Below are 24,600 nucleotides of genomic sequence, written 5' to 3' on the forward strand. Positions count from 1 at the left end.
GCTCGGACATTCGCGGGGCGCGCGAGTGTAGTGGCTGGACCGCCGGCTGTCGCGCCGCCAATCCGGCAATCCCGCGCCGCCCGTCGTTCGGCCCCTGACGGGCAAAGCGTGACTTCCGGAATATTTAATCGCTTATATAATCACTGATACGCTAGTGTGGTGTTCCATTAATACGCTTAACTAATTGCGCGCCCCAGCCGACCGACACTCGCGATGATCTGGTCGGCAGTGCGTCGCCAAGTGAAAGGCTTTGGATCTTGGTTGTGTTGGTGCAGGTATTCGCGAATGGATCGTTCGAGGTCGGCGACGCTCACGTGTGCGCCACGCTTGAGCCAGCGCGTGGTCAACGTGGAGAAGAAGCGCTCCACGAGGTTGAGCCATGAAGCCGATGTCGGGGTGAAGTGCAGGTGGTAGCGCGGACGCTGAGCGAACCAGCTACGCACCGCCTCGGTCTTGTGCGTGCCGTAGTTGTCGAGGATGAGATGGATGTCGAGACCTTTCGGCGCATCGCGGTCGATGGCATTGAGGAACTCGAGAAACTCGGCACTGCGATGGCGGCGCTTGAGGCGGCCAATCACCTTGCCGGTAGCCACATCCAGGGCAGCGAAGAGCGAAGTGGTGCCGTGGCGCTGGTAGTCATGCGTATGCGTTGCCGGCTTGCCGAAAGTCATCGGCAGGCCAGGCTGCGTGCGGTTGAGCGCCTGAATCTGGCTCTTCTCATCCACACACAGCACCAAAGCCCGGTCAGGTGGCGCCAGATACAAACCCACAATGTCACGCACCTTGGCCACGAAGTGCGGATCGGTCGACAGCTTGAAGGTCTTGGTCAGATGTGGCTTCAAGCCGAACGCACGCCAGATCCGATGCACGGAAGTCGCCGATACGCCGCTGGCCTGGCTCATCGAACGCACGCTCCAATGCGTGGCTTTCGTGGGTTTGGCTTTGCGGGTGCGTTCGATCACTGCCTGCACGCACTCATCGTCGACCGAACGCGGACGACCAGGACGCGGGGCATCGGTAAGCCCGGCAAAACGATACGCCGCGTAGCGACGGCGCCACTTCGATACCGTCTGCTCCGAGACAGCGTACTTCTTCGCAATCGCTTCCCCACCAAGCCCATCTGCGCACGCCAGCACGATTCGAATCCGAAGCTTTTCGTCTTCGGGCGCTTTGCGTACTGCCAGCTGCGCCAGCAATTCGCGCCGCTCATCGGCAGAGATCTCGAGCTTGCTGATCGGTCGACCCATGCGCGCCATCTTCGCAGTCTCCGTCGGGGACTACGAGAGATTACTCCTTTGGCCAATTAATTCAATCTATTAACGGAACACCACACTAGCCTCATGAAGCGAACACTCGGCACCCAGTTGCGTCACCTGATCGAGCTCCTCGACGGCGCGGTCGAAGCCTCGTACGCCGAGGCCGGCCTGCGCTATCGCCCCCGATTCACGCCCATCGTGCGCGCGCTGACCCGCTCGGATGCCCTGACGATCGGACAGCTAGCCGCGGAAGCGGGCATCACCCAGCCCGCCGCCACGCAGACGGTGGCCCTGATGCTCAAGGAAGGCCTGGTCGTTGTCGAAACCGCTTCCGGCGATGCGCGGCAGAAGCAGGTCAGCCTGAGTGCGCAGGGGCGCGCCCTGCTTCCGGCGCTCCAGACATGCTGGCAGTCCACCGAACGGGCCGCACGCGGGCTGGAGCACGACATCGGCGTCCCACTGTCCGAACTGATCGAACGCGCGATCCAGGCCCTCGCCGCCAAACCCTTCGCCGATCGGCTACGCGACGCCCGCGCACAGTTGGCTGACGAATCCCTTCCATCCACCCCACCCCACACGGCGGCGCGCACACGTCGCCGCTGACGCTACGCCCAACCCTTTCCACCACGAGGTTATCCATGATCACGTCCCGTGAGTTGCGTTTGCACGCCTTTCGTCTGACGGGCCTGCTGCTTCTGGGCACGGCCACGCTGCCCGCCGCCGCCCAATCGGTTCCCGGCACGCCGGGCCAGGCTGATACACCAATCGATGCCAGCCAATGCCGGCAGGTCGTGGAAAACCTCCGCCGCGAGTTGAACGCGCGCTATGTTTTTCCCGAACGCGCCGCCCAGGCCGACAAGGCATTGCGCAAGGCAACCGCCACCCTGTGTGCACAGAGCAGTTCAGAAAAGCTCGGCCAGGCGCTGACCGAACAGCTCAAGGCCGTCACCAAGGATGGCCACCTTGAGGTGTTCTACAGCGAAGAACCCGTACCGGTGACGTCTCCGGACAGCCAGCCGTCCGCCGAAGAAAGCGCGGCAGAACTGGCCATGATCAAGACGCGCAATTTCGGCATCGAACGCGTCGAGCGCCTGCCGTTCAACATCGGCTTCCTGGATCTGCGCCTGTTCGCCAAGGCGGGCGACGCGGCGCCGTCCATCGCCTCGGCCATGACCCTGCTGGCCCACACCGACGCGCTGATCATCGACCTGCGCTTCAGTGGCGGCGGCGACACCAGCACGGTAGCGGCGTATGCCAGCTATCTGTTCGATGAACGCACCCGGCTCAACGACATCTATTACCGCATAGACAACCGCACCGAACAGATGTGGACTGCGGAATTCGTTGCCGGCCCCCGCTACGGCGCATCACGCCCCGTCTACGTGCTGACGAGCAAGGACACCTTCTCCGCCGCGGAGGATTTCACGTACGCGCTCAAGACGCTCAAGCGGGCCACGATTGTCGGAGAAACCACCGGTGGCGGTGCACATCCAGGCAATATCGTGCGTCTGCACGACCACTTCGCGGCGTTCATTCCGGACGGCCGGTCGATCAGCCCCGTGACGCAGACCAATTGGGAAGGCACCGGGGTTGCGCCCGATCTGGCGGTACCCGCGCCAGATGCCTTCAACAAGGCGCAGATCGCGATACTGGAACACATGCTGGCAGCGGAGAAGAATCCGGCGCGTCACAAGCGTCTGTCTGATCGGATCGCGCTGTTGGCCGGCGAGGCCGGTGCTCGGTAATTCAGCTCCCTGGGGCCGCGTGACAGGAGTCACGCGGCCTTCCGGAGCCCGCAACCTCGTGTAGCTACGGACCAACGCTGGCGTGCAACAGCATATGTTCCCGGTGCACCAGATCAAGGTTCATAGCGCGGGCGATCTGGACCATGTCACTGTCGTCGATCGGCACCAGCCCGAAACGGAACGGATAGGCCCAGTTCTTCTTGCCGGCAGAAAACAGCAGATCTGGCAGCAGCGGTCGAATCGATGCTGGCCGCACGGGCAACCAGTCCACATCCCGCCGGTAGGGCAGAAAACCCGGCGCCATCTCGACGCGATAGGGAGCGGCGTCACGGACGACGCCCAACGCCGTGAACGCCTGCAGCAGGTCGCGCCCACGAAACTGCCGCGTCGGTGAGTAATACACGACATGATCCCCGGCACTCATCCGTCGCAGCGGTCCCGCCTTGCCATGGCACACCTGCATGAACCCACCCGCACGCCCTACGGCCACATGCTCGGCCGACGCCACTGCGATCCAGCTACTCATCGCGCAGCAGCCGCGAACACACGCAGGCGGTGCCCGTCGGGATCAAGCGCCACGAAGGTTCGCCCGAAGTCCATGGATGTCGGCGATTGCACGATGGGCAAGCCCTTGCGCGACCACGCCTCGTGCAGCGCATCGACCGTGGCATCGTCAGCCACAGGAAAAGCCAGTTCGCCATTGCGTCCGGCGCCGCGTGCCGCGGGTTCCACGGTCCGTCGCGACCAAAGGCCAAGCATCAGGTGGGTATTAAGCGGAAACATCGCGAACGTCGGCGAGAACTCGGCGGGCTCGATCGCGAGGAGATCTTCGTAGAACGCCGCGCTGACCAGCGGGTTCCTGACGTAGAGGATCACGAAATGGGGGTTCGACATGGCGGTCTCCTGGGCAGCACAGCGGAACGACGCGGCTGGCCGTTCCGTTCCGGACACTCTAGGAGGTGCCACTGACAGGATCTGTCAGCAGGGTTTCACGCCACTATCCAGAAAACAGCGGCGAAACGCGTTCGCCGCTGTTGTCTTTCGAAAGTCCCGCGCTCAGCCGATCTGTTTCGCCGGTTCTGCCGCCACGGGCTTCTGATAGGTGCCATAGCGCTTCATCTCGCCCAGATCCGTGCGATGGCGGACCAGGTAGTCGAACGTGCCGACAATGCGATGGAACAGGTGGTACTGGTGGTAGCCGAAGTTCTCCACCAGGCAGGCAAACAGCAGCCGCCCCAGCTCCCGGGTGCCCGCAACGCGCATGCGTGTACGTTCCTGCAGCAGCACGGCGGAAATCGACAGGAACGTGCCCAGCAGCACCGCGAAGACCATGAACAGGCCAATTTCGTACCACCCGACCAGCCCCAGCACCAAGGCCAGCACCATGAAGACATAGCTGGCGCCTTCGATCACGCCCGAGAATGCCTCGAACAGCAGGAAGAACGGCATGCCGAAGAGGCCGGTGATGCCATAGCGCGGGTTGAACGCCATCTTGCGGTTCTTGAGCAAGGCCTGCAGCGTGCCGCGTTGCCAGCGATTGCGCTGGGCCGCGAAGACGCTCATGGATTCGGGCACCTCGGTGTAGCAGACCGGGTCCGGAATATAGGCAATCTCCATTTTGGTCTTGACGTCAGGGCCGTAGACGTGCTCATGCAAGCGGACGGTGAATTCGATGTCATCGGTGATCGAGTCGGCATCGCACCCCTTCATGGCCAGGAACACGTCCCGCTTGACCACCATGAATGCGCCGGAGATACACAGCATGCTGCGCAGGCGTGCCAGGCCCAGCCGGGCCCACTGGAAACTGCGCAGGTATTCGACAGTCTGCAACAGGCTGAGGAATGACTGGGGCAATCCGCACCGGATGATATGCCCGTCCTCCACCTCCAGGCCGTTGGCCGGACGCACGATGCCGCCGGCCGCCACCACACGGGAATTGCGAAGGAACGGCCGCACGGCACGCACGAGGGCATCGGTTTCCAGTACGCAGTCCGCATCAATCACGCACAGCATCGGATAGCGCGAGAGATTGGCCGCCGCGTTGATCGCATCGGCGCGCTTGCCGTTCTCCTTGTCGACGACCACGAGATTGGGAAACTCGTACGACTCGTAGACCGCGCGCACCGCTTTCGTGGGCAACGGACGCGGGCCGACCTTGTGGATCTGCCTCAGCCCGAAGTGCTTGATCAGTAGGTCCATCGTGGCGTCGGTGGATCCGTCATTGACGACGATCACCTCGTGCTGCGGATAGCGCAGCGCAAGCGCCCCCTGCACCGTATTCACGATGACCATCTCTTCGTTGTAGGCCGGCACGATCACGCTGAAGGGCATGGTCAGTTGCGACTCGGCAATGCGTTTGAAATCACCGTAGTTGATGCCCAGGTGGTAGCGCCGCAGCTGGGTGGCACCGATCAGGATCAGCAACAGATAGATGCCGTGCAGGCACATGTAGTACCCGAAGATCAGCATCATGATGGCGTGGACGGTCGCGTTCATGACGGCACTCCCGGCTCAAGCCCGATCCAGCCGTGCTCCTCGAGCACCTGCCGGCTGATGTCGCGTGCAAATCCGTCCGAATGCCCGCGCAGGGTGTGCGTGAGGATGTCAGCGCCCTCCTGGCCGAACAGGCATACCGCCTGCGCCGCGTTGAAGCGCACCCACCACGCCGAATCACCCAGGCGCCCGGCCAGGGCCGGCAACGCGGTGCGATCCGCCAGCTTGCCGAGCGATTGCACGGCGGCACTGCGGACCGTCCAGACCGTGTCGTCCAGCAGGCTGCACAAGGGCGAGATCGCGCGAGGATCACCGATATCGCCCAACGCACGCGCCGTGCTCAGCCGCATTTCAGGATCCTGCGCCTTGAGGAAGGGAATGATGAACGGCACGCACTGACGGTCACGCAACATGCCGAGCACGCGAATGGCAACCGTTGTCGCCGCAGGTTCCCGTCGCGCGGTCGATTCCCGTACGAAGTCGCGCAGCGGCGCCAGGCAATAGTTCCCCATTTCCACCAGCACTTCGGTCGCCCGCTGCAGCGGCCATGCTGCCGGCAAGGCCAGCGCACGCAGGATGGGAATCACCGCCTGCCGCGCGCCGACCTGGGCGAGCGACTGGGCCGCGGCCAGGCGCACGTCCAGCATCGCATCGTCGAGCGCGTGGATCAGCAAGGGGACAACCTTCGGCGTACCCAGGTAGGCCATGTGATTGGCCGCCCGCGCACGCTTCATCCAGCTTCGGCTCATCAGCGCCTTGAACTCGCGCCTGTCCAGTCGAAGCTGCTCGAAAAACGTGTACAGGCGCCAGCGTTCTGCCGACTGCAGTTCGCTGGCCACGCTCAGCAGCGCCGCGTGGCCGATGGTGCTGTCGCGCCGCAGCGCGCTCATCACCTGGCGAACGTCCTCCTTGCCGTCCAGGTAAAGCCGGATCTGTTCCATCAGTTCCGTGCGGCGCTTGCGGATCTTTTTCTGCGCACGCTCGGAAAACCAGCGCGACAGCAATGCGCACACCGCCATGACGACAACACAGATGGTGAGCAGAATGACGCCTTCGGCGACCAGGGTGAAGATGTCCATGGTCAATACCTCACGATCAGTCCCACGTTCGCGGTGCTGCGCGAATACAGATGCGAACGCCGTTCGTGTTCGAGGCCGAGGACGATATCCAGGTAGTCCCGGATCGGCCACCGGTACATCACGGCGAGACTATCAGCGCTGCTGAGCAGCACGCTGCCCAGTTCCGGCACTTTCTCCGGATCAGCGCCATGCACATAGGTGAACCGCCACTGCGGCGATGGGTGCCGGCCGACGTCCAGCCGCAACACGTAGGCGTGGTAGTCGCGCGCGTCAAACGCGCGTCCATGAATGTAGCGCGCGGTCAGCGCCACATCATCACCGATCGACCACTGCACGCCGGGCATGTACTGGTCGATATCGCCTTCCGGGAATTCCAGGTGCCTCACATCCATCAGCAGCGCCACCGGCGTGGCGACATTCCAGATGATTCCTGCGCCAAACGCCTCATCCGGCGAAAAGTCAGCGCTGGTGGTGAAGCTGGCATCCGCATGCCATTCGAAACGGGACGTGGCCTGATGCGCCACGGACACGCCGGCACGCGGATCACTCTCGTCGCCACGCTGGGGAACCGCCAGGCGCGCCCCCAGCAACCAGGTGGGCGTGGCGCGCAGATACAGGTCGACGCTCGCTTCACGCCAGTCATCGCGCCCGTCACTGACGTCGCTGAAGCTCAGCATCGGAGCGACGGTCCATCGATGTGAGCTGTCCGCCTCGGCCTGTGCGCAGACGGGTGGGACAAGGACGGCCGCCAGGACGACGGTCAATCCTGTGATCGCGCACCGCTTCCCGTTACCGGGGCGCATGTCAGCGCGCCTCGGCGTGCGCCTGTCGGATGGTGTGTCCGCGACGACGCGCGGGAGTCCGGTAGGCCAGGATCAGGTCGTCCAAGGTCTGCTCCAAAGTCCAGCGGTGACGGTAGCCGGTGAGTTCCCGAAGGCGATCCAACACCGGACGGCGTTGTGGAATGTGCTCGAAATGCTGGCCGTACGCCTGCTCGTAGGGGATGAACGCCATCACCGAGCTGCTCTGCGCACGTTGTATTACCAATTTCGCCAAATCGCAAATGCGGATCTCTTGCGCATTGCCCACGTTGACCACCTTGCCATATGCGGCAGGAGTCGCCGCCAGTGCATCGAGCATGGCGACGGTGTCGCGCACATCGCAGAACGAACGCGTCTGGTTCCCATCACCAAACACGCTTATCGGCGTCCCGGCCAGCGCCTGCTGCACGAAACGCGGCACGACAAATCCGTACAGGCCGCACTGACGCCGCCCGACAGTGTTGAACAGACGCGCCATGACGACCGGTACGCGGTATTTGTCGAAATAGGCGCGCCCCTGCACTTCATTACTGAGCTTGCTCAACGCGTAGTTGAGCAACGGCGCCCCCGGCGTCATCGCCAGCTCGACGTCTTCGCGCAATTCGGTGCGACAGCCCGTTCCGTATACGGAGGAGCTGGAGGGGATCACAACCTGCGGTTTGCGTCGCGCACGCGCGGCGGCGTGCAGCACCCGCTCGGTACCCACGACGTTGACGCGGGTCACCTCCACGGGCTGCTTGAGCACACGGAACATGCCGACGACAGCCGCCATGTGATAGACGCGATCGGCGCGCGCGACGGCCTTGTCCAGCCGCGCCCAGTCGACCACGCAGGCTTTCTGGAATTCAAAACGCGAGTAGTGCTGCAGTGCGGCGACATTGCGCAGATTGCCGGTACTGAGATCGTCGATCGCCAGCACCGTGTCGCCCTGGTTCAAGTGATAGTGCGCAAGATGCGAACCAATAAAGCCCGCCCCGCCCGTAACGAGAACTTTCATGACTGGCCCCCTGTAAGCCAGTAACTGGACACTCACCGTCCTGCAGGCCCTGGTGCGGCGCGACACGACCGTCCCGATCGTGGCCGTTCAGCAGCAGGAACCCCCTTATGCACGCATCGCTATCCAGTACGACGCGGTTGCGCTCCAGCCAGGAGCGCGAGTTTCGGCTGGAGCAAGAATGCGCCGAAACTGTGACGGGCACCACTGTTTTTGTGTGAAGAAGCGGGGTCGCGGCGGAAACGCTTTGTAACAAGCAGGCCGGCAGACCGTTGCCGGGCCTTGCGCATGAGGGGATGTGCGCCGTCAGGCGGCGACGGGGATATCGCGAACCAGGCGAACGGTATCGGCCATTGCGGCCTCCCCCAGGCGGTAGCGGAAGATCTGTGCGTTGGGTACCCAGCCGTCGGCATCCGTGGCCATCGCATTGGCGCGATTGCTGCCGAGCAGGAAATCCAGGGCATTGATGACGACCTGGTGGGTCACCAGCAGGATCCGCTCCTCGCCGGCGCGGGACTGCCACTCCCGCAGGCATTCGCGAACGCGCAGCACGACATCGCAACGACTTTCACCGCCCGGCGGGCAGAAATGAAAACGCCCGATTTCCTTGCGTTGCGCGGCCAGGTGCGGGAAACGGTGCTGGACTCCCAGATCCGTCAGGCGTTCGAGCACGCCGAAGGATTTTGGACGCAGGCGGGCGTCCAGGGAGAAATCCATGCGCACACCCGGCAGCTGGCGAATGATCCCGTCCGCCGTCTCCAGCGCGCGCAGATGCGGCGAGCAGATGATTCGCGTCGGCCGCTCGGAGGCCGGCAACGCCGCAATGGTCCGGCCCAGCGCATCCGCCTGCAGACGACCGTAGCCCGTCAACGGGAACTGGGCGTCGGAAAGGGGCGAATCGATTTCGAGCAGGCCACGCTGCAAGGCATCCGCACGCGCCGCATTGCCGACACTGTGGCCATGACGGCACGCCAGCAGAGCCAATGCGGGTTTTTCGGTTGCCATACTCGCCTCCTGAGCCATTACCGTGCCGGAAATCCGTCGCGGAACGCAGACCGACAGACTGGCTACGCAATTCCGATGCCAACGTGCGGACACACGCTCTCCCGGCGACTTTCTGGCGTGGTGCAGTCGATCGGCGGCGCAACTGGCGGGGAATGAACGCCGTCCAACGGCGTGGCCGGCGTGCATTTTTCGCCATCCGGGCGCAGGCACCGTGCGAGGTGCGGGTCAGGAAATCCCCGATCGCGTTGCGATGGCGCGGCGACGATCACCCACCATCCGGCGTGGCCGCATCATCCGATGCGCGGACGATTGGTCGACAACCAGTAGAGGCCCGTCTTCTGCGCAATCCCCATCAGCTCGTGCAGATGCACGGGCTTGACGATGTAGCTGTTGGCGCCCAGGTCATAGCTCTTGGCGATATCGAACTCTTCCTGCGACGAGGTCATGATCACGACCGGAATCATGCTGGTGGCAGGATCGCCCTTGATGGCGCGCAACACGTCAATGCCGTCGACACGCGGCATTTTCAGGTCCAGCAGCACCATTCGCGGACCAGCGTCCGAGCGGCCGGCGTACCGGCCGCGCCGGAACAGGTAGTCGAGCGCGACGTCGCCGTCCTGCAGCCAGAGCACGCGTCGTGCCTGGTCGCCACTGCGCAGGCCGTGCAGCGTCAGTTCCGCATCGATGGCGCTGTCATCCACGAGCAGAACGTCGATATTTTCGTCGGTGATAGCCATGTCTCGCCTCCTGCTGACAAGTGCGGTTGCCCCTTGGGGCGAAACCGCACGCCTGCTACGCCTCCGGCCGCTCCGCGACCAGCTGCGTCAATCCCAGCTCTCGCACCAGATCGATGAAATCAGCCGCGTTGAGGGGTTTTAGCAGCACGCCGTTGGCGCCGACGACGTCACGCCGGATGTCGTCGCGCTGCTCCTTGTTGGACACCATCACGACCACCGGCAGATCGCGCGTCTCGTCCTGCGTGCGCCACTGCTGCAGGACTTCCAGCCCGTCGATCTTCGGCAGGTGCAGGTCCAGCAGCACGACGTCGGGTCGCGGCGAGCCACTGCCTGAGCAGACCTGCTGCACCAGGTCGAGCGCCTGCTGGCCGTCGCGCGCCACCAGGGTGGTATGTGCGGCGACGCCACGATGACGCAACGCGCGCTGGGTGAGTTCCACGTCGCCCGGGTTGTCTTCCACCAGAAGGATCACCGCCTGTGCATTCATGACGACCTCCCGCGCTCCTCCGGCAAGGTGAAATACAGGGTGGCGCCGCGCCCGATCTCGCCGGTCGCCCAGGTGATTCCGCCATGCCTGTCGATGATGCGTTGAATCGTGGCCAGGCCAATGCCAGTGCCGGGATACTGCGTTTCATCGTGCAGCCGCTGAAACGGACGGAACAGTTTTTCGGCGAATGCCATGTCAAAACCCGCGCCGTTGTCGCGGATGCGGAAAGCCATTCCGTCCGGCAGCCGTTCCGTACCGAAATCGATACGGGCATCGTCCGTGCGCGAGGTGAACTTCCAGGCGTTGCCGAGGAGGTTTTCCAGCACGATGCGCATGAGCCGGCTGTCGGCCTCCACCACGAGCCCGTCTTCGACGTTGACCGTGACCTGGCGGTGGCGCTCCTTGCGTCGCAGCTCATCGGCCACACCGCGCGCCATAGTGGAAAGATCCACGCTTTCACGGCGAAGATCAGTGCGTCCGACCCAGGAAAGCGCGAGCAGGTCGTCGATCAGTTCACCCATCCGCCGCGCCGCATCGCAGACACGCTGCAGATAGCCGCGGCCTTCCTCCTCCAGCCGCCCGCCGTAATCTTCCAGGCAGGCCTGGCTCAGGCCGTCGATGACCCGCAGCGGACCGCGCAGATCGTGCGACACCGAATAGCTGAAGGCTTCCAGTTCACGATTCTTCTGCTCCAGTTCGTCCACCAGCACGGCACGCGCCGCCGCCAGTTCGCGCACCGCGCGCGCTTCGGCGGCAGCGAGCTCATGCTGCAGCAATTCATCACGGATGCGCCGGTTCTCGTCTTCGAACTGCTTGCGCCGCAACTGCGCACGGATGCGCGCCTTGAGAATCTCCACGTCGCTGGACTTGGCGATATAGTCGTCCGCACCCGCCGCCAGCCCCTGCACCATGGCCGTGCGGTCTTCCAGCGCCGTCAGGAGAATCAGCGGCACGTCGCGCACCATGGGCGTTGATTTGATGCGCCGGCAGGTCTCCTCACCGCCCAGCCCGGGCATGATCAGGTCCAGCAGGATGCAATCGACCGACTGCACGGCAAGCAGGTCCAGCGCTTCCTCGCCGGAGTGGGCGAGGATCACTTCGTAGCCCTCCGAACGCAGGGAATCGGCCATTTCGTGCAGGAAGGTCAGACTGTCGTCTACCGCCAGCACTTTCTTGGGTCCCAGCAGGCTCTGTGCACTGTCAATGGTCTGCCGCGTCGACGCGCTGCGGACCACCGCGTCCAGCTTGGCGAGGATGAGATCCAGGTCTTCATCCTTGCGCAGGTACGCATCAGCCCCCGCCTCCAGGGCGCGCAGTTCGGAGACCGGTCCTTCCGATCCGGTCAGCAGGACCGCGGGAACGCTGCGCAGCAGCGTGTCGAGGCGCAGGCGGCGAATGACGGTTGCGCCGTCGATGCCGGGCAGCACGCCATCGACCAGGATGACACCGGGCGGCTGATCGGCCGCGGCGCGCAGGCCTTCCTCGCCGCTGGCTGCAGTGCGTACCGAATAGCCGTTGGCTGTCAGCGCCGTTGCAAGCTCGTGGCGGAACGTGGCGCTGTCATCAATCAGAAGGACATTCGGCCCTTCCGTCGGGTTGCCGTCGCGCGTACGCAGCAACTCACGCACCTTGGCCACGACATAGCCCGAATCGTAGGGTTTTCCCACGTACTCGTCGGCACCCGTGCGCAATCCGCGGATGCGGTCGCGCACTTCCGCCTCGGTCGACAGCATCAGTACCACGGGCGAAGGGGATTCTTCCCGGGCGCGGATCTCACCGAGCAGGGTGATTCCATCGCCATCGGGCAGCACGACATCCAGAATCACGACCGCCGGGCTCTGCCCCGCCAGCACCCGCTGCGCTTCCGCCACGCTGCCGCACGCAATCGGTTGGTAGCCAGCTGCCTCGAACGCATCCACCAGATCCATCCGGACCGTCAGGCTGTCATCGACAATGAGGACGGGTTCGCTCATCGGCGCATCACTCCGGCCACTGCCGGTGGCAGCTGCGCCATCGTCGGACCAATCGCATCCAGCGGCAGCACGCGCTCGGCCGCCCCGAGGCGAATCGCCTCGCGCGGCATGCCGAACACCACCGATGAATCTTCGTCCTGCGCGATCGTGAACCCCCCGCTGCGACGGATATCCAGCAGTCCGCTGGCGCCATCGCGCCCCATGCCGGTGAGCAGGCAGGCAATGGCCGTTGGCCCGAATTCACGGGCCACGGATTCAAACAGCACATCGACCGAAGGCCGACAGGAATGCCGCTCCGGCTCCGCACTGAGGAACAACCGGCCGTCGCGTACACCCAGGTGCAAGTCCGGCGGCGCGATGCAGACACGGCCGATCGCGCCGTCGATGCGATCGCCATCGCGCGCCTGTACGACGGGCCATTCGCTTTGCGTGTCCAGCCATTCGGCAAATGCCGAGCAAAACTGCCCGGCCATGTGCAACACCAGCAGTATCGGAACACCCAGGCTGCACGGCAACGCGCGAAGCACTTTCACGACAGCGCTGGGCCCGCCGGTCGAGGCTCCGATGGCAATCACGCGGTACGCCCCGCGTTCGCCACCTGGCGGCACCATCTGCGGCGCCGGTGACAAATTCTCATAGCTCCGCAGTCGCGGCAGCCGCGCCCGCGGATGCGTGATCGGACGGATGCGCGACACCAGCTTCACAGTGGCGAGGAAGTGTTTCTCCCAGGCCGCGTCCCCCTCGCCGCCCAGCGGCTTGTCCAGGGCTTCCACCGCACCCGCTGCCAGGGCGTCCATCGTCTTGAACACTTCGCCACGATTGAACGAAGCGGAGACGATCAGGATCGGCGTCGGACAATGCGCCATGATGTATTCGGTCGCCGCAAGGCCACTCATCAGCGGCAGAATCATGTCCATCGTGACCACGTCCGGCCGCAGAGCCTGGCACTGGGCGATGGCCGCCTTGCCATCCCCGACCGCGCCGACCACGCTGATCTCGGGATCACCCGCGAGCACCTCGCACAGGTACTGGCGGACTGTCAGCGAGTCCTCGACCACGAGCACGCGGATCGGTTGCGCCGTCACGGCACGATGCTCCCGATGCAGGCCAGCAGTTCGCGCTGGTCGAACTCGTTCTTGGCCAGATGCGCCACGGCGCCGAGTCGGCGTCCCCGTTCGCGATCATCGACCGAAGCCCGCGAGGTGACCAGGATGGCGGGCGTGCGGCTGAGCCGTTCGTCCGCGCGGATGTGTTCCAGGAACCCGAAGCCGTCCATGCCAGGCATCTCGACGTCGACCAGGAACAGTGCGTAGTCCCGGCGTGCCGCCATTTCCAGCGCTTCTTCCGCGGAACTGGCCAGCTCCGCCGCATAGCCGGCCGACAGCAGGATGCTTTCCTCCAACATCCGGGTCGTCAGCGAATCGTCAACGATGAGGATCGGCGCACGGGCGCGCGTCGGTTCGGAAACCAGGCGCCCAGCGCGCACCGCGGCGATCAGACCGTCCGGATCCACTACCAGGCGCGGGCCGTCCTGCACATCCAGGCATGCCCCGGCCACGAATCCGGCCGATTGGCCCGGCGGTGGCAACGGCCGGACCACGATCGTCCCGACACCGACGATGCGATCCACGCCCACGGCAACGGGACCACCCGCGCCACGCACGATCACGGCGGTCCAGGCACGTGCGCGGCGTGCCGTCGCCTCGGGCCGCAGCACGGTTTCGAGGGGAAGAAACGGAATCATCGCTCCTTCCCAGGCCACGCGATCCTCCACACCCGTCCGCGTCAGTTCGTCACTCGCCACACGCACGCCGCATTGCACCGCGTCCAGCGGAAAACACAGGGATTCGCTGCCCACGCTCACGGTCAGGGCGTCGATCGCCGCCAACGACAGCGGCGCGGTGAGAGTCATCGCCGTGCCGCGCTGCGCCGACGAGCTCACCTGCAGCGATCCGCCGAGACGTTCCACGGCGCGGCGCGCCACGTCCAGGCCCACACCGCGCCCGGCGGCATCGGTCACTTTGCCGGCGGTGCTGATACCACTGTGCGTCAACACCCGTTGCAACACGGCCGGATCGTCCAGGTCGCCGATGTCCGCGCCCAGGCCATGCGCCTGGGCAACGCGCCATACCGCATCGCGGTCGACGCCACGGCCGTCGTCGCTGCAGGTCAATGCCAGGCGCCGCCCCCGGCGCTCCAGACGCACGAGAACGTGGCCTTCTTCGGGCTTGCCGCGCCGCACGCGCTCCTCCGGCACCTCGATACCGTGCGCGACGGCGTTGCGGACCAGCTGAATCGCTGCGTCACGCAGTGCATCGAGCACATTGGCGTCGAGGCTGATGTCCCCCCCGCTGGCCTGGAACCGCACGCGCTTTCCTTCCGATAGCGCCACATCCCGGGCGGCCCGCTCTAACGCCGAGAAGGCCGTAGCAGCGGGGACCAGCCGCATGCGTTCCGCCGTTTCGCGCACCTGCGCCAACTCGCGGTCGATGTGTTCGACGTAGTGGGTCATCGTGCGCGCCGCGCTGCCCAGGAGGGAACGGCACTCCTCCGCCAGGCCACCCGTCTGCACCCGATACGCGCGCTGGCCTTCCGCACCGCTATTGGCCGGCGCAGCCAGGCGGATCTGCAGCTGGCTGATCCGTTCCTGGCACTGGGCCACACAGGTCAGTCCGCGACGAAGCCCACCCAGCAGTCCGTACAGCTCGTCGCATCCGTCGAGCAGACCGTCCACTTCGGCCATGTCTGCCCGGACGCTGCGCGTGGCATCAATGAGTACCGGCGTCGATTCGGGCGGGGCCGATTCCGGCACGGGCGTCTGCAGCTGGACGACGCCCTTGGCGATGTCATCGAGCCGACGCAGGAGGACGCTGATCACCTCGGCAGGCACCGGCCCGGTTGAGCCACGCAGCGGCGCCAGGTCATCTTCCAGGGCGTGCGCGTGATCCGCGATCTCGCGTTGCTTCACCACCCGCGCCGCGCCCTTCAGGGTGTGGGCAACGCGCAGCAGGCTTGCCACCGCTTCGGAAACGTTCCGGGACTGCTCGAGCGCGAGTACGCCCTGTCCGAGCCGGTCGAGTAGATCCTTGGCTTCGATACGAAAATACTTGAGCGGATCGCGCGCCATGGCTCACGCCGCCACTTCCGCGCGCACCAGGCCGAGCAACTCCCGCGACAATCCGGCCAGCTGCGAAGCCGTCTGCAGGGTCTGACCAGAGCTGGCTTCGGTTTCCCTGGCCGCCTGTGCCACATCACCGATCGCCAGGTTGACCTGTTCCACGGCCGTCGACTGCTGCTTGGTCGACAGCTCGATCTCACGGGCCGCTTCGGTCGTGGTCACCACCAGCGACACGATGTGCCGGAAAAGATTGGCAACATCGCCGAACTGGTGCGCGCCGACATCGACCGCCTTGGAACCGGTCTCGGTCGCCATCACGGCGGTATTGACTGCGCTCTGAATGTCGTCAATCAAGACGCGGATTTCCTTGGCGGAGCCCGCCACGCGATCGGCCAGCTTGCGGATCTCGTCGGCGACGACGGCGAACCGCCTGCCCGAGTCACCGGCGCCGGCAGCTTCGATGGTGGCGTTGATCGCGAGGATGTTGGTCTGCTCGGCGAGCTCGGAAACGATATCGAGCACCACGCCGATCTGCTGCGAGTTCTTGCCCAGGCCGACCATGTGCGTCACGACCAGGTCGACCTGCCGACGAATGCTCGCAATCGACTCGTGTGCGCGCCCGACCGTCCCCTCTCCGGCTCTTGCCGCTTCCGCCGTCTGCTCGGCGACACCGGCGACCCGCTGCGCACTCGCCGCGATCTGGCGTGATGTCGCCAGCAGCTCGCTGATCGTCGTGGTGATTTCGCTCATCGCCGTCGCCTGTTCCTTGGCGCCGGTCGCCTGCTGGTTGGCAGCGGCCTGCAGTTCGGTGGATGAATTGCGGACATGACCGACCGCGGTTCCGACCTGGCGGCTGAGCGTGCGCGACAATCCGAACGCCACGACGACGGCGAAGGCGATCGCCAGCGCAGACATCGCGCTGACCGACCAGATTGCCGATTCCGCGCGTTCCGAAGAGGCCTTTCGCGCGGATTCCAGACGCATTTCCTCAGCGGCGATAAATGCGTTCATCGCCGCTTTCAATGCGACACGCCGGGGCAATACCTCCCTTTCGAAGGTCTGTGCCACGACATCGAGCGCCTGGTTGTTCTCTTTCGCCGCCACCACGCTTTCAGTGGACTGGCTGTACTCAGCCAGCGTGCGTGAGACCGCCTGGACGAGTTGCTTCTCTTCAGCGGACGCCGCCGCGCGTTCCAGTGCCTGCACGGCGGTCTGCGCGTCCGAAAACGCTTCGCGGTTCTGCTCCAGAAACTGGGTGTCGCGGGTCAACAGGTAGCCTCGGACCGACGCACTCATCTGGTTGGCGTCGCCACGCAGACGCTCGGCATCCGTCAGCAGGCGCGCGTTGACGGCAATCACCTCGTCCTTGCTGGCAACCACGCTGCGGAGCGCGATGATAGCCACGACGCCGACCGCGATGCCGATCAACGCCATCACCAGGAATCCGGCGCCGATCTTCTGACCAAAAGTCCACTGCCTAGCCATCGATGCGATCTCCGAAGGCGGAAACGGAAGGTAAAAGCAGGTCGAGCAATCGCCGCACGCTGACGACCGGGCGCGGCCCGTCGTCGCCGTTCACGGCCATCTCGGTCGCGTGCCTGCCGCCCTGTTCCTGCGTGATCGGCGAGACCGCCGACGCCGGCACGCGGCGATGTCCATCCAGCCGATCAAACGCCAGCCCCAGCACCCGGGGGAGGCGCGATACCACCATCCAGCGTGGCGCGGCACCGCCGCCCTGCCCCAGCAGGAGACCAAGGTCATAGACCGTCACGAGGGTTCCGCGCACGGCAGCCAGGCCCAGCGCTTCGCGCGCGCCGCCGGGCAGGCGCATGAGTGGACGATCGGCGGAAAGATGCGCGATCTCCGACAGCTTGATCGCGTAGGGATCGTCACGCACACGCACGAACAGGAAATCTTCGGTCGCGCGGTCCACGTCACGCCAGGCACGGGCGAACGCGTTGTCGAAGTTCTCGCGCAACGTCGCGACGGATAGATCGTGCATGCTCATGCGGCAGCTCCGGGCAGTGCATCCAGTTCGCTGCGGCACAGCGTGACCAGGGCGTTGCGGTTGAAGCCGCCGCCAAACAAGAGCAGGCGCGTGCCGTCTTCGTGCTGCAGCAATCCGAGTGCACGGGTGAGTTCGCGCCGCGCCGTTTCGCCGTCACGCATCCGGCGCGCGATCAGTCCGCGGTGCAGCCGGGGCATGGCGAACGTCGGGTCGAGATAGGCGGCTACCTCCAGCGACCCACAGGCACGCGACAAGTCGCCCGCCGCTTCGGCGCACAGCGCCAGCACGTAGTGGGCGCCCGCGTTGAGGTCATCCTGTTCCAGCAACCGGGCACTCGCCGCTTCCGCCGCCGGCCACTGCCCCGCATGCGCCAGCAACACTGCCTGCAACAGGCGGACATCGGGATCCGAGCGGGCATCGGGAACCAGGCTGTTGATCAGTTCCAGCGCGTCGGCATAACGCTCCTGACCCAGCATCGCCAACGGCGCAGCCAGCGCCAGTCGCGGCGAAAACGGGGGTGGCGCCGCGGCAGCCGGTATCTCGTCGGTCAATCGCCGTATGCGTTCGCTGGCCTGGCCGATGGCGTCCATCCACGTTTCCGGGGGCTCGGTTGCCGGCGCGATGAATTCCCGGGCCGCATACGGCGACGGGGGCGTTGATTCTGCCTCCCGCTCCCGGCGCTGGTAGTAGAACGTGTCGTGGGTATGGTGCAGATGGAAGTCCTGCGAAAGCCCCCGCAGGGTCTCGGCGTGCCCGAGGAACAGATACCCGCCGGGTGCGAGTGCGCGCGTCAGGCGGGCAATCAGCTCCTGTGCCTGCTCCGGCGAGAAGTACATCAGCACGTTGCGACAGAAGATGACGTCGTACTCGCCGTCGCGCCACAGGTCCGGGTTTTCCGCCACGAGATTGCGCTGATCAAAGCGCACCGCGTTGCGCACGCGGTCATCCAGCACGAACTCGCTACCGTCCTTGCGGAACCAGCGTTGGCGATCGGCTGGCGCCATGGAACGCAGCGCCCACGCTGAATACCGCCCCTGGCGGGCCTTTGCCAGCGAATGCGGATTGATGTCCACGCCCAGGATCGATACCTGCCATTCAGGCTCGGGGACCACCGATTTCACGTGCATTGCCAGCGTGTAGGGCTCTTCGCCACTGGCGCAGCCGGCCGAGAGCAACGACAAGCGGCGTCCGCTGCCGCGCCAATGCATGCGGTCGGGCAGCACCTGACCGACGAACGCCTGGAACTGCTCGACGTGCCGGAAGAAGTACGTCTCCGAGACGGTCAGCTCCTGCGCCAGCGCCAGGGTCTCGTCCCGCGGCGATATTCTTTCCAGCTGGTCGAGGTAGTCCGTGACCGAGCAGCCGGCAGCCCGCGCCCGTCGCTGCAGGACCGCATCCAGCAGCCCCATCTTCGATTCTTCGAACAGAAGGCCCAGGTCGCGTTCGACGATAGCGCGCAGGCGCTGCGCCTCGCCGGGGTCAGCCAGCACCTTCACGCGGGCACCTCGTCCGGCAGGTTCTCCCAGGCGAACTCAGGCACGAGCCGCGATTCGCGCAGCACCCACCACAGCTCGCTGTCCAGGGCGACGATACCGGCGACACGCTCATCGGTGGCATCGCGAAACAGCGCCGGGAGCGCCTGCAACTGTGCCCCCGGCAATCGCCGGACGCCGTCAACGCTCGTCACCGCCAATGCAGCCCGGCGCTCGCCGATCTTGATCGTCACGAGGCGCTGCGGCGGTGTCCAGGCGAGTCCCAGCAGCAAAGCCATATCGACCACGGGAACGGGGCGGTCGCGAATCACCGAGAAGCCGGGGATGGCCGCAGGTGCGCCAGCCACCGGCACGATGGGAAGCGGTCGCAGCGTTTCCTCCACTTGCGACAGCCGCAGGCCGAGCGTTCTGCCGGCCACCGTGCACAGCAACAGGATCTCTTGGCTGGCTTCGCTCACGCACGCCTCCAAGCATTACCCATGCGGTCTGGCGTTCGCCATCGCACCGGACGGCGCTTGGCCGGCTGGCAAGATGGTCCGGAGCTTACCGCGCGTGGCGGGCCCGTCGGACCGAGTCAGAATAGTGAAATACGCTGCAATAGTCTATTTGCAGCACCGCCTGGCCAGGGGACTCCTGCCGCCGCAATGGTTGCGTCCGGCAGGAGTCGGAATGGGCGGATCAACCGTAGCGGCGGGCGAAGTCCTTCATGAAGCACACCAGGGCGTCGACGCTGTCCTGGTTGACCGCGTTGTAGAGCGAGGCGCGCATGCCACCAACCAGCTTGTGCCCTTTGAGGGCGAGCAGGCCAGCCTGCTGCGACTCGCGCAGGAAGGGCGCGTCCAGCTCGGTGGTCGGCAGGGTGAAGGGAATATTCATCCACGAGCGGACAGACACCTCCACCGGATTGCGATAGAAACCGGAACCGTCGATGTAGTCGTATAGCGTCTGCGCCTTGGTGCGGTTGCGCACTTCCATGGCGGCCAGCCCCCCTTGCGCCTTGAGCCATTTGAAGATGAGCCCGGCCAGGTACCAGCCAAATGTGTTGGGAGTGTTGAGCATGGAACTATTGGCGGCATGCTCGGCAAAGCTGAAGATCCTGGGAATATCCTTCGGGCAGCGCGCCAGGAGGTCTTCGCGGATGATCACGACGACCAGGCCGGACGGACCGATGTTCTTCTGTGCACCGGCATAGATCAGGCCGAAGCGGGAGACATCCAGCGGGCGCGAAAGAATCGTGGAGGACATGTCCGCCACCAAGGGCACGTCGCCGACATCGGGAATGTCGTGGAATTCAACGCCCCGGATTGTTTCGTTCGGCGTGTAGTGCACGTAGGCGGCGTTCGGATCCAGGTCCCAGCCGTCGCGGGCCGGTATGCTGGTGTAGTTGGTGCTCTGCGAGCTGGCGCTGACGTGGATCCGGGCGAGCGTCGCGCCCTCACGCACGGCCTTCTCGCTCCAGTCGCCGGTGACCACGTAATCCGCACGCTGGTCGCGACGGGCGATATTCATGGGGATCTGGGCGAATTGCTGCGTCGCGCCGCCCTGCAGAAACAACACCTTGTAATTGGCCGGAATCGCCAGGAGCTCCCGCAGGTCCGCTTCGGCCGCCTCGGCGACGCCGATGAAATCCTTGCCACGGTGGCTGACTTCCATGATGGAGGCCCCGGAACCATCCCATTCCAGGAACTCCGCTTGCGCCTGACGCAATACCGCTTCCGGCAGCGCCGCAGGACCGGCGCTGAAATTATGTCCTCGACTCACGCGAATACTCCCGAATAGTCGGGAAACCATAGCCGCAGAGGTGTCGAGGAGGCAATGGCAATAAGCGGACGGCGTGTGACAATCAACGGATTGAGTGCCTGTGGGCTGGGCGGCGAATCCAGGCTCGGCACGTGCAATTCGTCCGATCGCGGCAATTCCGCTCACACGCAACCCAGGCGGAATGTGTTCCAGCGCCACGCGCCGCTGTGTTTGTCTAACCAGCGCCGATCTGTCCATCGCAATTATTGCTACGCATTCGGCACCGCGCCGACCTTGCTGAACGACCGATATGCAGGGCAATTGCACAGGCCACGCGTAGCCGGGTGTCCGCAGTAACTAACCACCGCTTGGATGTCGCATTTGCGATCACGCGCGGCGCTTGAGTCCCGACCCGGCAGCCAGGGTCAATTCCATTTCCTCGGCCGGCAGCGCCGGGGCATAGAGGAAGCCCTGCGCGGTCGTGCACCCCATCGCCAGGAGCAACTCGGCCTGGGCGCTGGTTTCGACGCCTTCGGCCGTGAGTGACAGGCCGAGGTCCTCGGCAAAACCTGAAATAGTGCGCACGATGGCGCGATGGCGGCGATTGGATTCCATGTCGCGCACAAAGCTGCGATCGATCTTGAGCGCATCGAACGGCGACGAGGCGAAGGAGTCGAGCGACGAATAGCCGGTACCGAAGTCATCGACCACCAGGCTGACACCCAGCGCCTTCACTTCGCGCAGAATGGTTTCTGCCTGCACGCGACCGGCGCGGAACACCGTCTCCGTTACTTCGATGGCCAGCGCCTGGGCGCTGACGCCGGTGCGCTTGAGCACGGTTTCGATGCTGTTTGCAATGTCGCGCTCGGAGAACTGGCGGTCGTCGACATTCACATTGGCGCGAAACAGCGAATAGGCAGGAAACAGATCGCGCCAGCGCTTGAGATAACGACAGGTTTCTTCCAGCACCCACCAGTCGATCGGGACGATCAGGCCGGTTTCCTCGGCGACATCGAGAAATTCCGGCGGCAGGATGATGCCGCGTTCCGGATGGTTCCAGCGCAGCAGCGCTTCGCAGCCGACGATCTGGCCGCTGCGCAGCTCGACCAGGGGCTGGAAATAGACGCGGAACTCCTTGCGCTCGAAGGCCTGGCGCAAATCGGTTTCCAGGCGGAACCGGGCGCGGGCCGCCGCGTGCATGGCCGCATCGAAGACAACATAGGCCGACTTGCCTCGCGCCTTGGCGCGATACATCGCGATATCAGCGTCGCGCAGCACCTGCTCGGGGTTCTGGTAATCCGCGTGGCCGAGCACGATACCCAGGCTCGCGCCGGAATAGATGCGATGGCCGTTCAGATCAAACGGCGTGGCCAGCGCATCGAGCACCTGGCGCGCCAGTTGCTCCGCATTGGCGGCATTCCAGGACCCGGACGGCAGAACCGTGAACTCATCGCCACCATAGCGCGCCAGCACCGAATCCGGCGGCAACAGGCGATTGAGTCGGGCGGCGATCTCCACCAGCAGGCGATCGCCCGCGGCGTGGCCCAGGCTGTCGTTGACCAGCTTGAAGCCGTCCAGATCAAGGAACAAGACGACATAGTCAAACGTGCCCGCGGCATGGGCCTGTTCCAGGCGATGCGCCATCCGGCGTTCGAACAGCAGGCGGTTGGGCAGCTGGGTCAGCAGATCATGCGTGGCGTGGTGTTCCAGCTCCTGTTCGAAGCGGTGCCGCTCGGTGACGTCGCGCAGGGTGCCGCTGTAGTACTCACCGTCTTCCAGGCGGATCGGCCCGGCGCTGACATTGACACGCAGCTCGCGGCCGTCCTTGCAGCGCACGATGGTTTCGTAGTCACGCGGCAACGGCTCGCCGCGGTTCCGCGCGGCAAGGCGCGACTCCACGATCCGCACGCCTTCGGGTGTTCCGAGGTCACGCCAGTGCATGCCGATGAGTTCGCGCTCGTCGTATCCGGTGAGCGTGGCAAACGTCTGGTTGACGTAAATGTAGCGCTCGTCGCGCATGACGTAGACACCCACCTGGCTATGCTCGACCAGCGCACGATAGCGCTCCTCGGAGCGTAGCAGCGCCCGCTCGGCGTCACGCTTGGCGGTAATGTCCTGGACCGATCCTTCCAGGCTGCGGATCACGCCGGACTCATCCCGCACGACGTGCGCATTGAGCGATACCCAGATCAGGCGGCCGTCGCTGCATTTGATCTGCAACTCCAGGTCTTGCAGGCTGCCTTCGGTGAACAGCACATCCAGCAGTGGCTTGCGCTGGGAGGGGTCGGCATACACCTCGGTGATATGCCCGACGCGGCGCACCAGTTCGTCGGCGGACGCATAGTTGAGCATGCGGGCCAGTGCGGGATTGGCCATCAGCACGCGGCCGTCGGGATGGGTCTGGAACAGCCCCACTACCGAGTGCTCGAACAGTTCGCGGAACTTGCGCTCGGCTTCGGCCAATGCGCGCTGGCGCAGGCGCTCATCGGTGATGTCACGCGCCGTGCCAGTGCTGGCAATGTCGCCGTTGAACTCCACCGGATCGGCACGCACTTCCACCAGGCGCCGCGCACCGCTCTTCTGCAGCATCAGGATCTCGTAACCCTGCACTTCGAGCGAGCCGGACTCACGTTCGGCACGGCGACGTTCCTGTGCATCCCGCGACTCGGGCGCTACCAGGGACATATAGTCCGATCCGATCAGGTCCTCGATCGAATAGCCGAGCATCGTCGCCATGGCATGGTTGATAAAGATGATCTTGCCGCGCTGGATCAGGAAGACGCCGTCGCGGCAGTTGTCGACCAGGATGCGATAAAGCTCCTCGGACTGGCGCAGCATTGCCTCGGCGGCGACCTGCTCGGTGATGTCGGTAATCGATCCTTCGAAGAAGAGCGTCTGGCCACCGTCGCTGCGCACGGCGCGCGCGTTCTCGCTGATCCAGATCGTGCTACCGTCGCGCCGGCGGACCTGCGAGCGCACGTTCTCGATCTGGCCCGTTTCCGACAGCGTCTGGTACAGCCGGCAACAGTGGTTCTGGTCGACGTAAACCTGCTTGGTCGGGCGCGGAAACTCGCGCAGCAGGCTTTCCGGAGAGTCGTACCCGAAAATGCGCGCCATCGCCGGGTTCACGTCGATCATGCTGCCTTCGGGCAGGCTTCGGTAGATGCCCTCGGCGGCCGCCAGGAACAGTGACCGATAGCTCTGCACGTCCAGCCGCGCCGGCACCGGCAAGGTATCGAGGCTGGCGTCCCGGGCGATTGCCAACACATACACTTTGCCGTTGTTCTCAAACAGCTCGCATTGGAGCACCGCGCGCAACGCGCGCCCATCACGGGTCTGGAACTGGATGGGTTCGTCGCAGATGCGGTGTTCGCCACGCAGCAGGGCCCAGATCCGGGCGCGCGTGTCCGGTTCCAGCCACAGGCCGATATCCAGCGGGCGTCGGCCGATCATCTCGGCACGGGAATAGCCGAGCATGCGTTCTAGCGCGCCATTGGTGTCGACGATGCAGCCGTCCCCCGCGTCCAGTACCAGCACCAGGCTGGCGGACAGGCGGAACGCTTCGGCTAATTGGATGTCCCCCGGTAACATCACCCAGCATCGACTCGTTTCGGGCCAGTATAGCCACGGCCGCCCATGCCGCCAGCCGGA

At 64.9% G+C, this 24,600-nt stretch carries 21 protein-coding genes; 2 read left to right on the plus strand and 19 right to left on the minus strand.

Annotated features, from left to right (window positions below; genetic code table 11):
- Positions 1–176: 176 nt before the first annotated feature.
- A complete protein-coding gene (locus tag N4264_RS18010) occupies positions 177–1,247 on the minus strand; it encodes an IS630 family transposase (RefSeq protein WP_261692906.1) in 1,071 nt (356 codons plus the stop codon).
- 93 nt (positions 1,248–1,340) lie between these two features.
- Between N4264_RS18010 and N4264_RS18015 the strand changes: the two genes are divergently transcribed.
- Positions 1,341–1,859 carry a MarR family winged helix-turn-helix transcriptional regulator gene (locus N4264_RS18015; RefSeq protein WP_261693621.1) on the plus strand — a complete coding sequence of 173 codons (519 nt, stop codon included), beginning with the start codon at positions 1,341–1,343 and terminating at the stop codon, positions 1,857–1,859.
- 35 nt (positions 1,860–1,894) lie between these two features.
- Positions 1,895–3,001: a S41 family peptidase gene (locus N4264_RS18020; RefSeq protein ID WP_261693622.1), complete on the plus strand. Its 1,107-nt coding sequence runs from the start codon at positions 1,895–1,897 to the stop codon at positions 2,999–3,001.
- A 64-nt stretch (positions 3,002–3,065) separates the two neighbouring features.
- On the opposite strand, the gene N4264_RS18025 is transcribed toward N4264_RS18020, so the two are convergent.
- The 18 genes from N4264_RS18025 to N4264_RS18110 form a co-directional block, all read right to left on the minus strand.
- A complete protein-coding gene (locus N4264_RS18025; RefSeq protein WP_261693623.1) occupies positions 3,066–3,527 on the minus strand; it encodes an EVE domain-containing protein in 462 nt (153 codons plus the stop codon).
- A complete protein-coding gene (locus tag N4264_RS18030; RefSeq protein WP_261693624.1) occupies positions 3,524–3,895 on the minus strand; it encodes a VOC family protein in 372 nt (123 codons plus the stop codon). The genes N4264_RS18025 and N4264_RS18030 overlap by 4 nt, the downstream gene beginning before the upstream one ends.
- Before the next feature lie 162 nt (positions 3,896–4,057).
- Positions 4,058–5,497: a glycosyltransferase family 2 protein gene (locus N4264_RS18035; RefSeq protein ID WP_261693625.1), complete on the minus strand. Its 1,440-nt coding sequence runs from the start codon at positions 5,495–5,497 to the stop codon at positions 4,058–4,060.
- The gene (locus N4264_RS18040; RefSeq protein WP_261693626.1) at positions 5,494–6,573 is read right to left on the minus strand and encodes a HEAT repeat domain-containing protein; all 1,080 of its coding nucleotides are present in this window, start codon (positions 6,571–6,573) and stop codon (positions 5,494–5,496) included. The genes N4264_RS18035 and N4264_RS18040 overlap by 4 nt, the downstream gene beginning before the upstream one ends.
- A gap of 2 nt (positions 6,574–6,575) precedes the next feature.
- Positions 6,576–7,376 (minus strand): YaiO family outer membrane beta-barrel protein, encoded by an 801-nt coding sequence (locus N4264_RS18045; protein WP_261693627.1) that lies wholly within the window; start codon positions 7,374–7,376, stop codon positions 6,576–6,578.
- Between the two features lies 1 nt (position 7,377).
- Complete coding sequence (locus N4264_RS18050; protein WP_261693628.1) at positions 7,378–8,391, minus strand: NAD-dependent epimerase/dehydratase family protein; 1,014 nt, start codon at positions 8,389–8,391, stop codon at positions 7,378–7,380.
- A gap of 303 nt (positions 8,392–8,694) precedes the next feature.
- Positions 8,695–9,393: a histidine phosphatase family protein gene (locus N4264_RS18055; RefSeq protein WP_261693629.1), complete on the minus strand. Its 699-nt coding sequence runs from the start codon at positions 9,391–9,393 to the stop codon at positions 8,695–8,697.
- 290 nt (positions 9,394–9,683) lie between these two features.
- A complete protein-coding gene (locus tag N4264_RS18060; protein ID WP_261693630.1) occupies positions 9,684–10,130 on the minus strand; it encodes a response regulator in 447 nt (148 codons plus the stop codon).
- 55 nt (positions 10,131–10,185) lie between these two features.
- Positions 10,186–10,617: a response regulator gene (locus tag N4264_RS18065; RefSeq protein ID WP_261693631.1), complete on the minus strand. Its 432-nt coding sequence runs from the start codon at positions 10,615–10,617 to the stop codon at positions 10,186–10,188.
- Positions 10,614–12,590, minus strand: coding sequence for a response regulator (locus N4264_RS18070; RefSeq protein WP_261693632.1), 1,977 nt, complete (start codon positions 12,588–12,590; stop codon positions 10,614–10,616). The genes N4264_RS18065 and N4264_RS18070 overlap by 4 nt, the downstream gene beginning before the upstream one ends.
- Positions 12,587–13,675 (minus strand): chemotaxis-specific protein-glutamate methyltransferase CheB, encoded by a 1,089-nt coding sequence (cheB, locus tag N4264_RS18075; RefSeq protein WP_261693633.1) that lies wholly within the window; start codon positions 13,673–13,675, stop codon positions 12,587–12,589. The genes N4264_RS18070 and cheB overlap by 4 nt, the downstream gene beginning before the upstream one ends.
- A complete protein-coding gene (locus N4264_RS18080; RefSeq protein ID WP_261693634.1) occupies positions 13,672–15,717 on the minus strand; it encodes a hybrid sensor histidine kinase/response regulator in 2,046 nt (681 codons plus the stop codon). The genes cheB and N4264_RS18080 overlap by 4 nt, the downstream gene beginning before the upstream one ends.
- A gap of 3 nt (positions 15,718–15,720) precedes the next feature.
- Positions 15,721–17,193 carry a HAMP domain-containing methyl-accepting chemotaxis protein gene (locus N4264_RS18085; protein ID WP_261693635.1) on the minus strand — a complete coding sequence of 491 codons (1,473 nt, stop codon included), beginning with the start codon at positions 17,191–17,193 and terminating at the stop codon, positions 15,721–15,723.
- The gene (locus N4264_RS18090) at positions 17,186–17,716 is read right to left on the minus strand and encodes a chemotaxis protein CheW (protein ID WP_261693636.1); all 531 of its coding nucleotides are present in this window, start codon (positions 17,714–17,716) and stop codon (positions 17,186–17,188) included. The genes N4264_RS18085 and N4264_RS18090 overlap by 8 nt, the downstream gene beginning before the upstream one ends.
- Positions 17,713–19,212, minus strand: coding sequence for a CheR family methyltransferase (locus N4264_RS18095; protein WP_261693637.1), 1,500 nt, complete (start codon positions 19,210–19,212; stop codon positions 17,713–17,715). Before N4264_RS18095 ends, N4264_RS18090 begins: the two co-directional genes overlap by 4 nt.
- Complete coding sequence (locus N4264_RS18100) at positions 19,209–19,667, minus strand: chemotaxis protein CheW (protein WP_261693638.1); 459 nt, start codon at positions 19,665–19,667, stop codon at positions 19,209–19,211. The genes N4264_RS18095 and N4264_RS18100 overlap by 4 nt, the downstream gene beginning before the upstream one ends.
- A gap of 220 nt (positions 19,668–19,887) precedes the next feature.
- The gene (gene serC / locus N4264_RS18105; protein ID WP_261693639.1) at positions 19,888–20,970 is read right to left on the minus strand and encodes a 3-phosphoserine/phosphohydroxythreonine transaminase; all 1,083 of its coding nucleotides are present in this window, start codon (positions 20,968–20,970) and stop codon (positions 19,888–19,890) included.
- 366 nt (positions 20,971–21,336) lie between these two features.
- Positions 21,337–24,540 carry a PAS domain S-box protein gene (locus N4264_RS18110; protein ID WP_261697654.1) on the minus strand — a complete coding sequence of 1,068 codons (3,204 nt, stop codon included), beginning with the start codon at positions 24,538–24,540 and terminating at the stop codon, positions 21,337–21,339.
- Positions 24,541–24,600 lie beyond the last annotated feature (60 nt).

Source organism: Tahibacter amnicola (genome assembly GCF_025398735.1).
GTDB lineage: Bacteria > Pseudomonadota > Gammaproteobacteria > Xanthomonadales > Rhodanobacteraceae > Tahibacter > Tahibacter amnicola.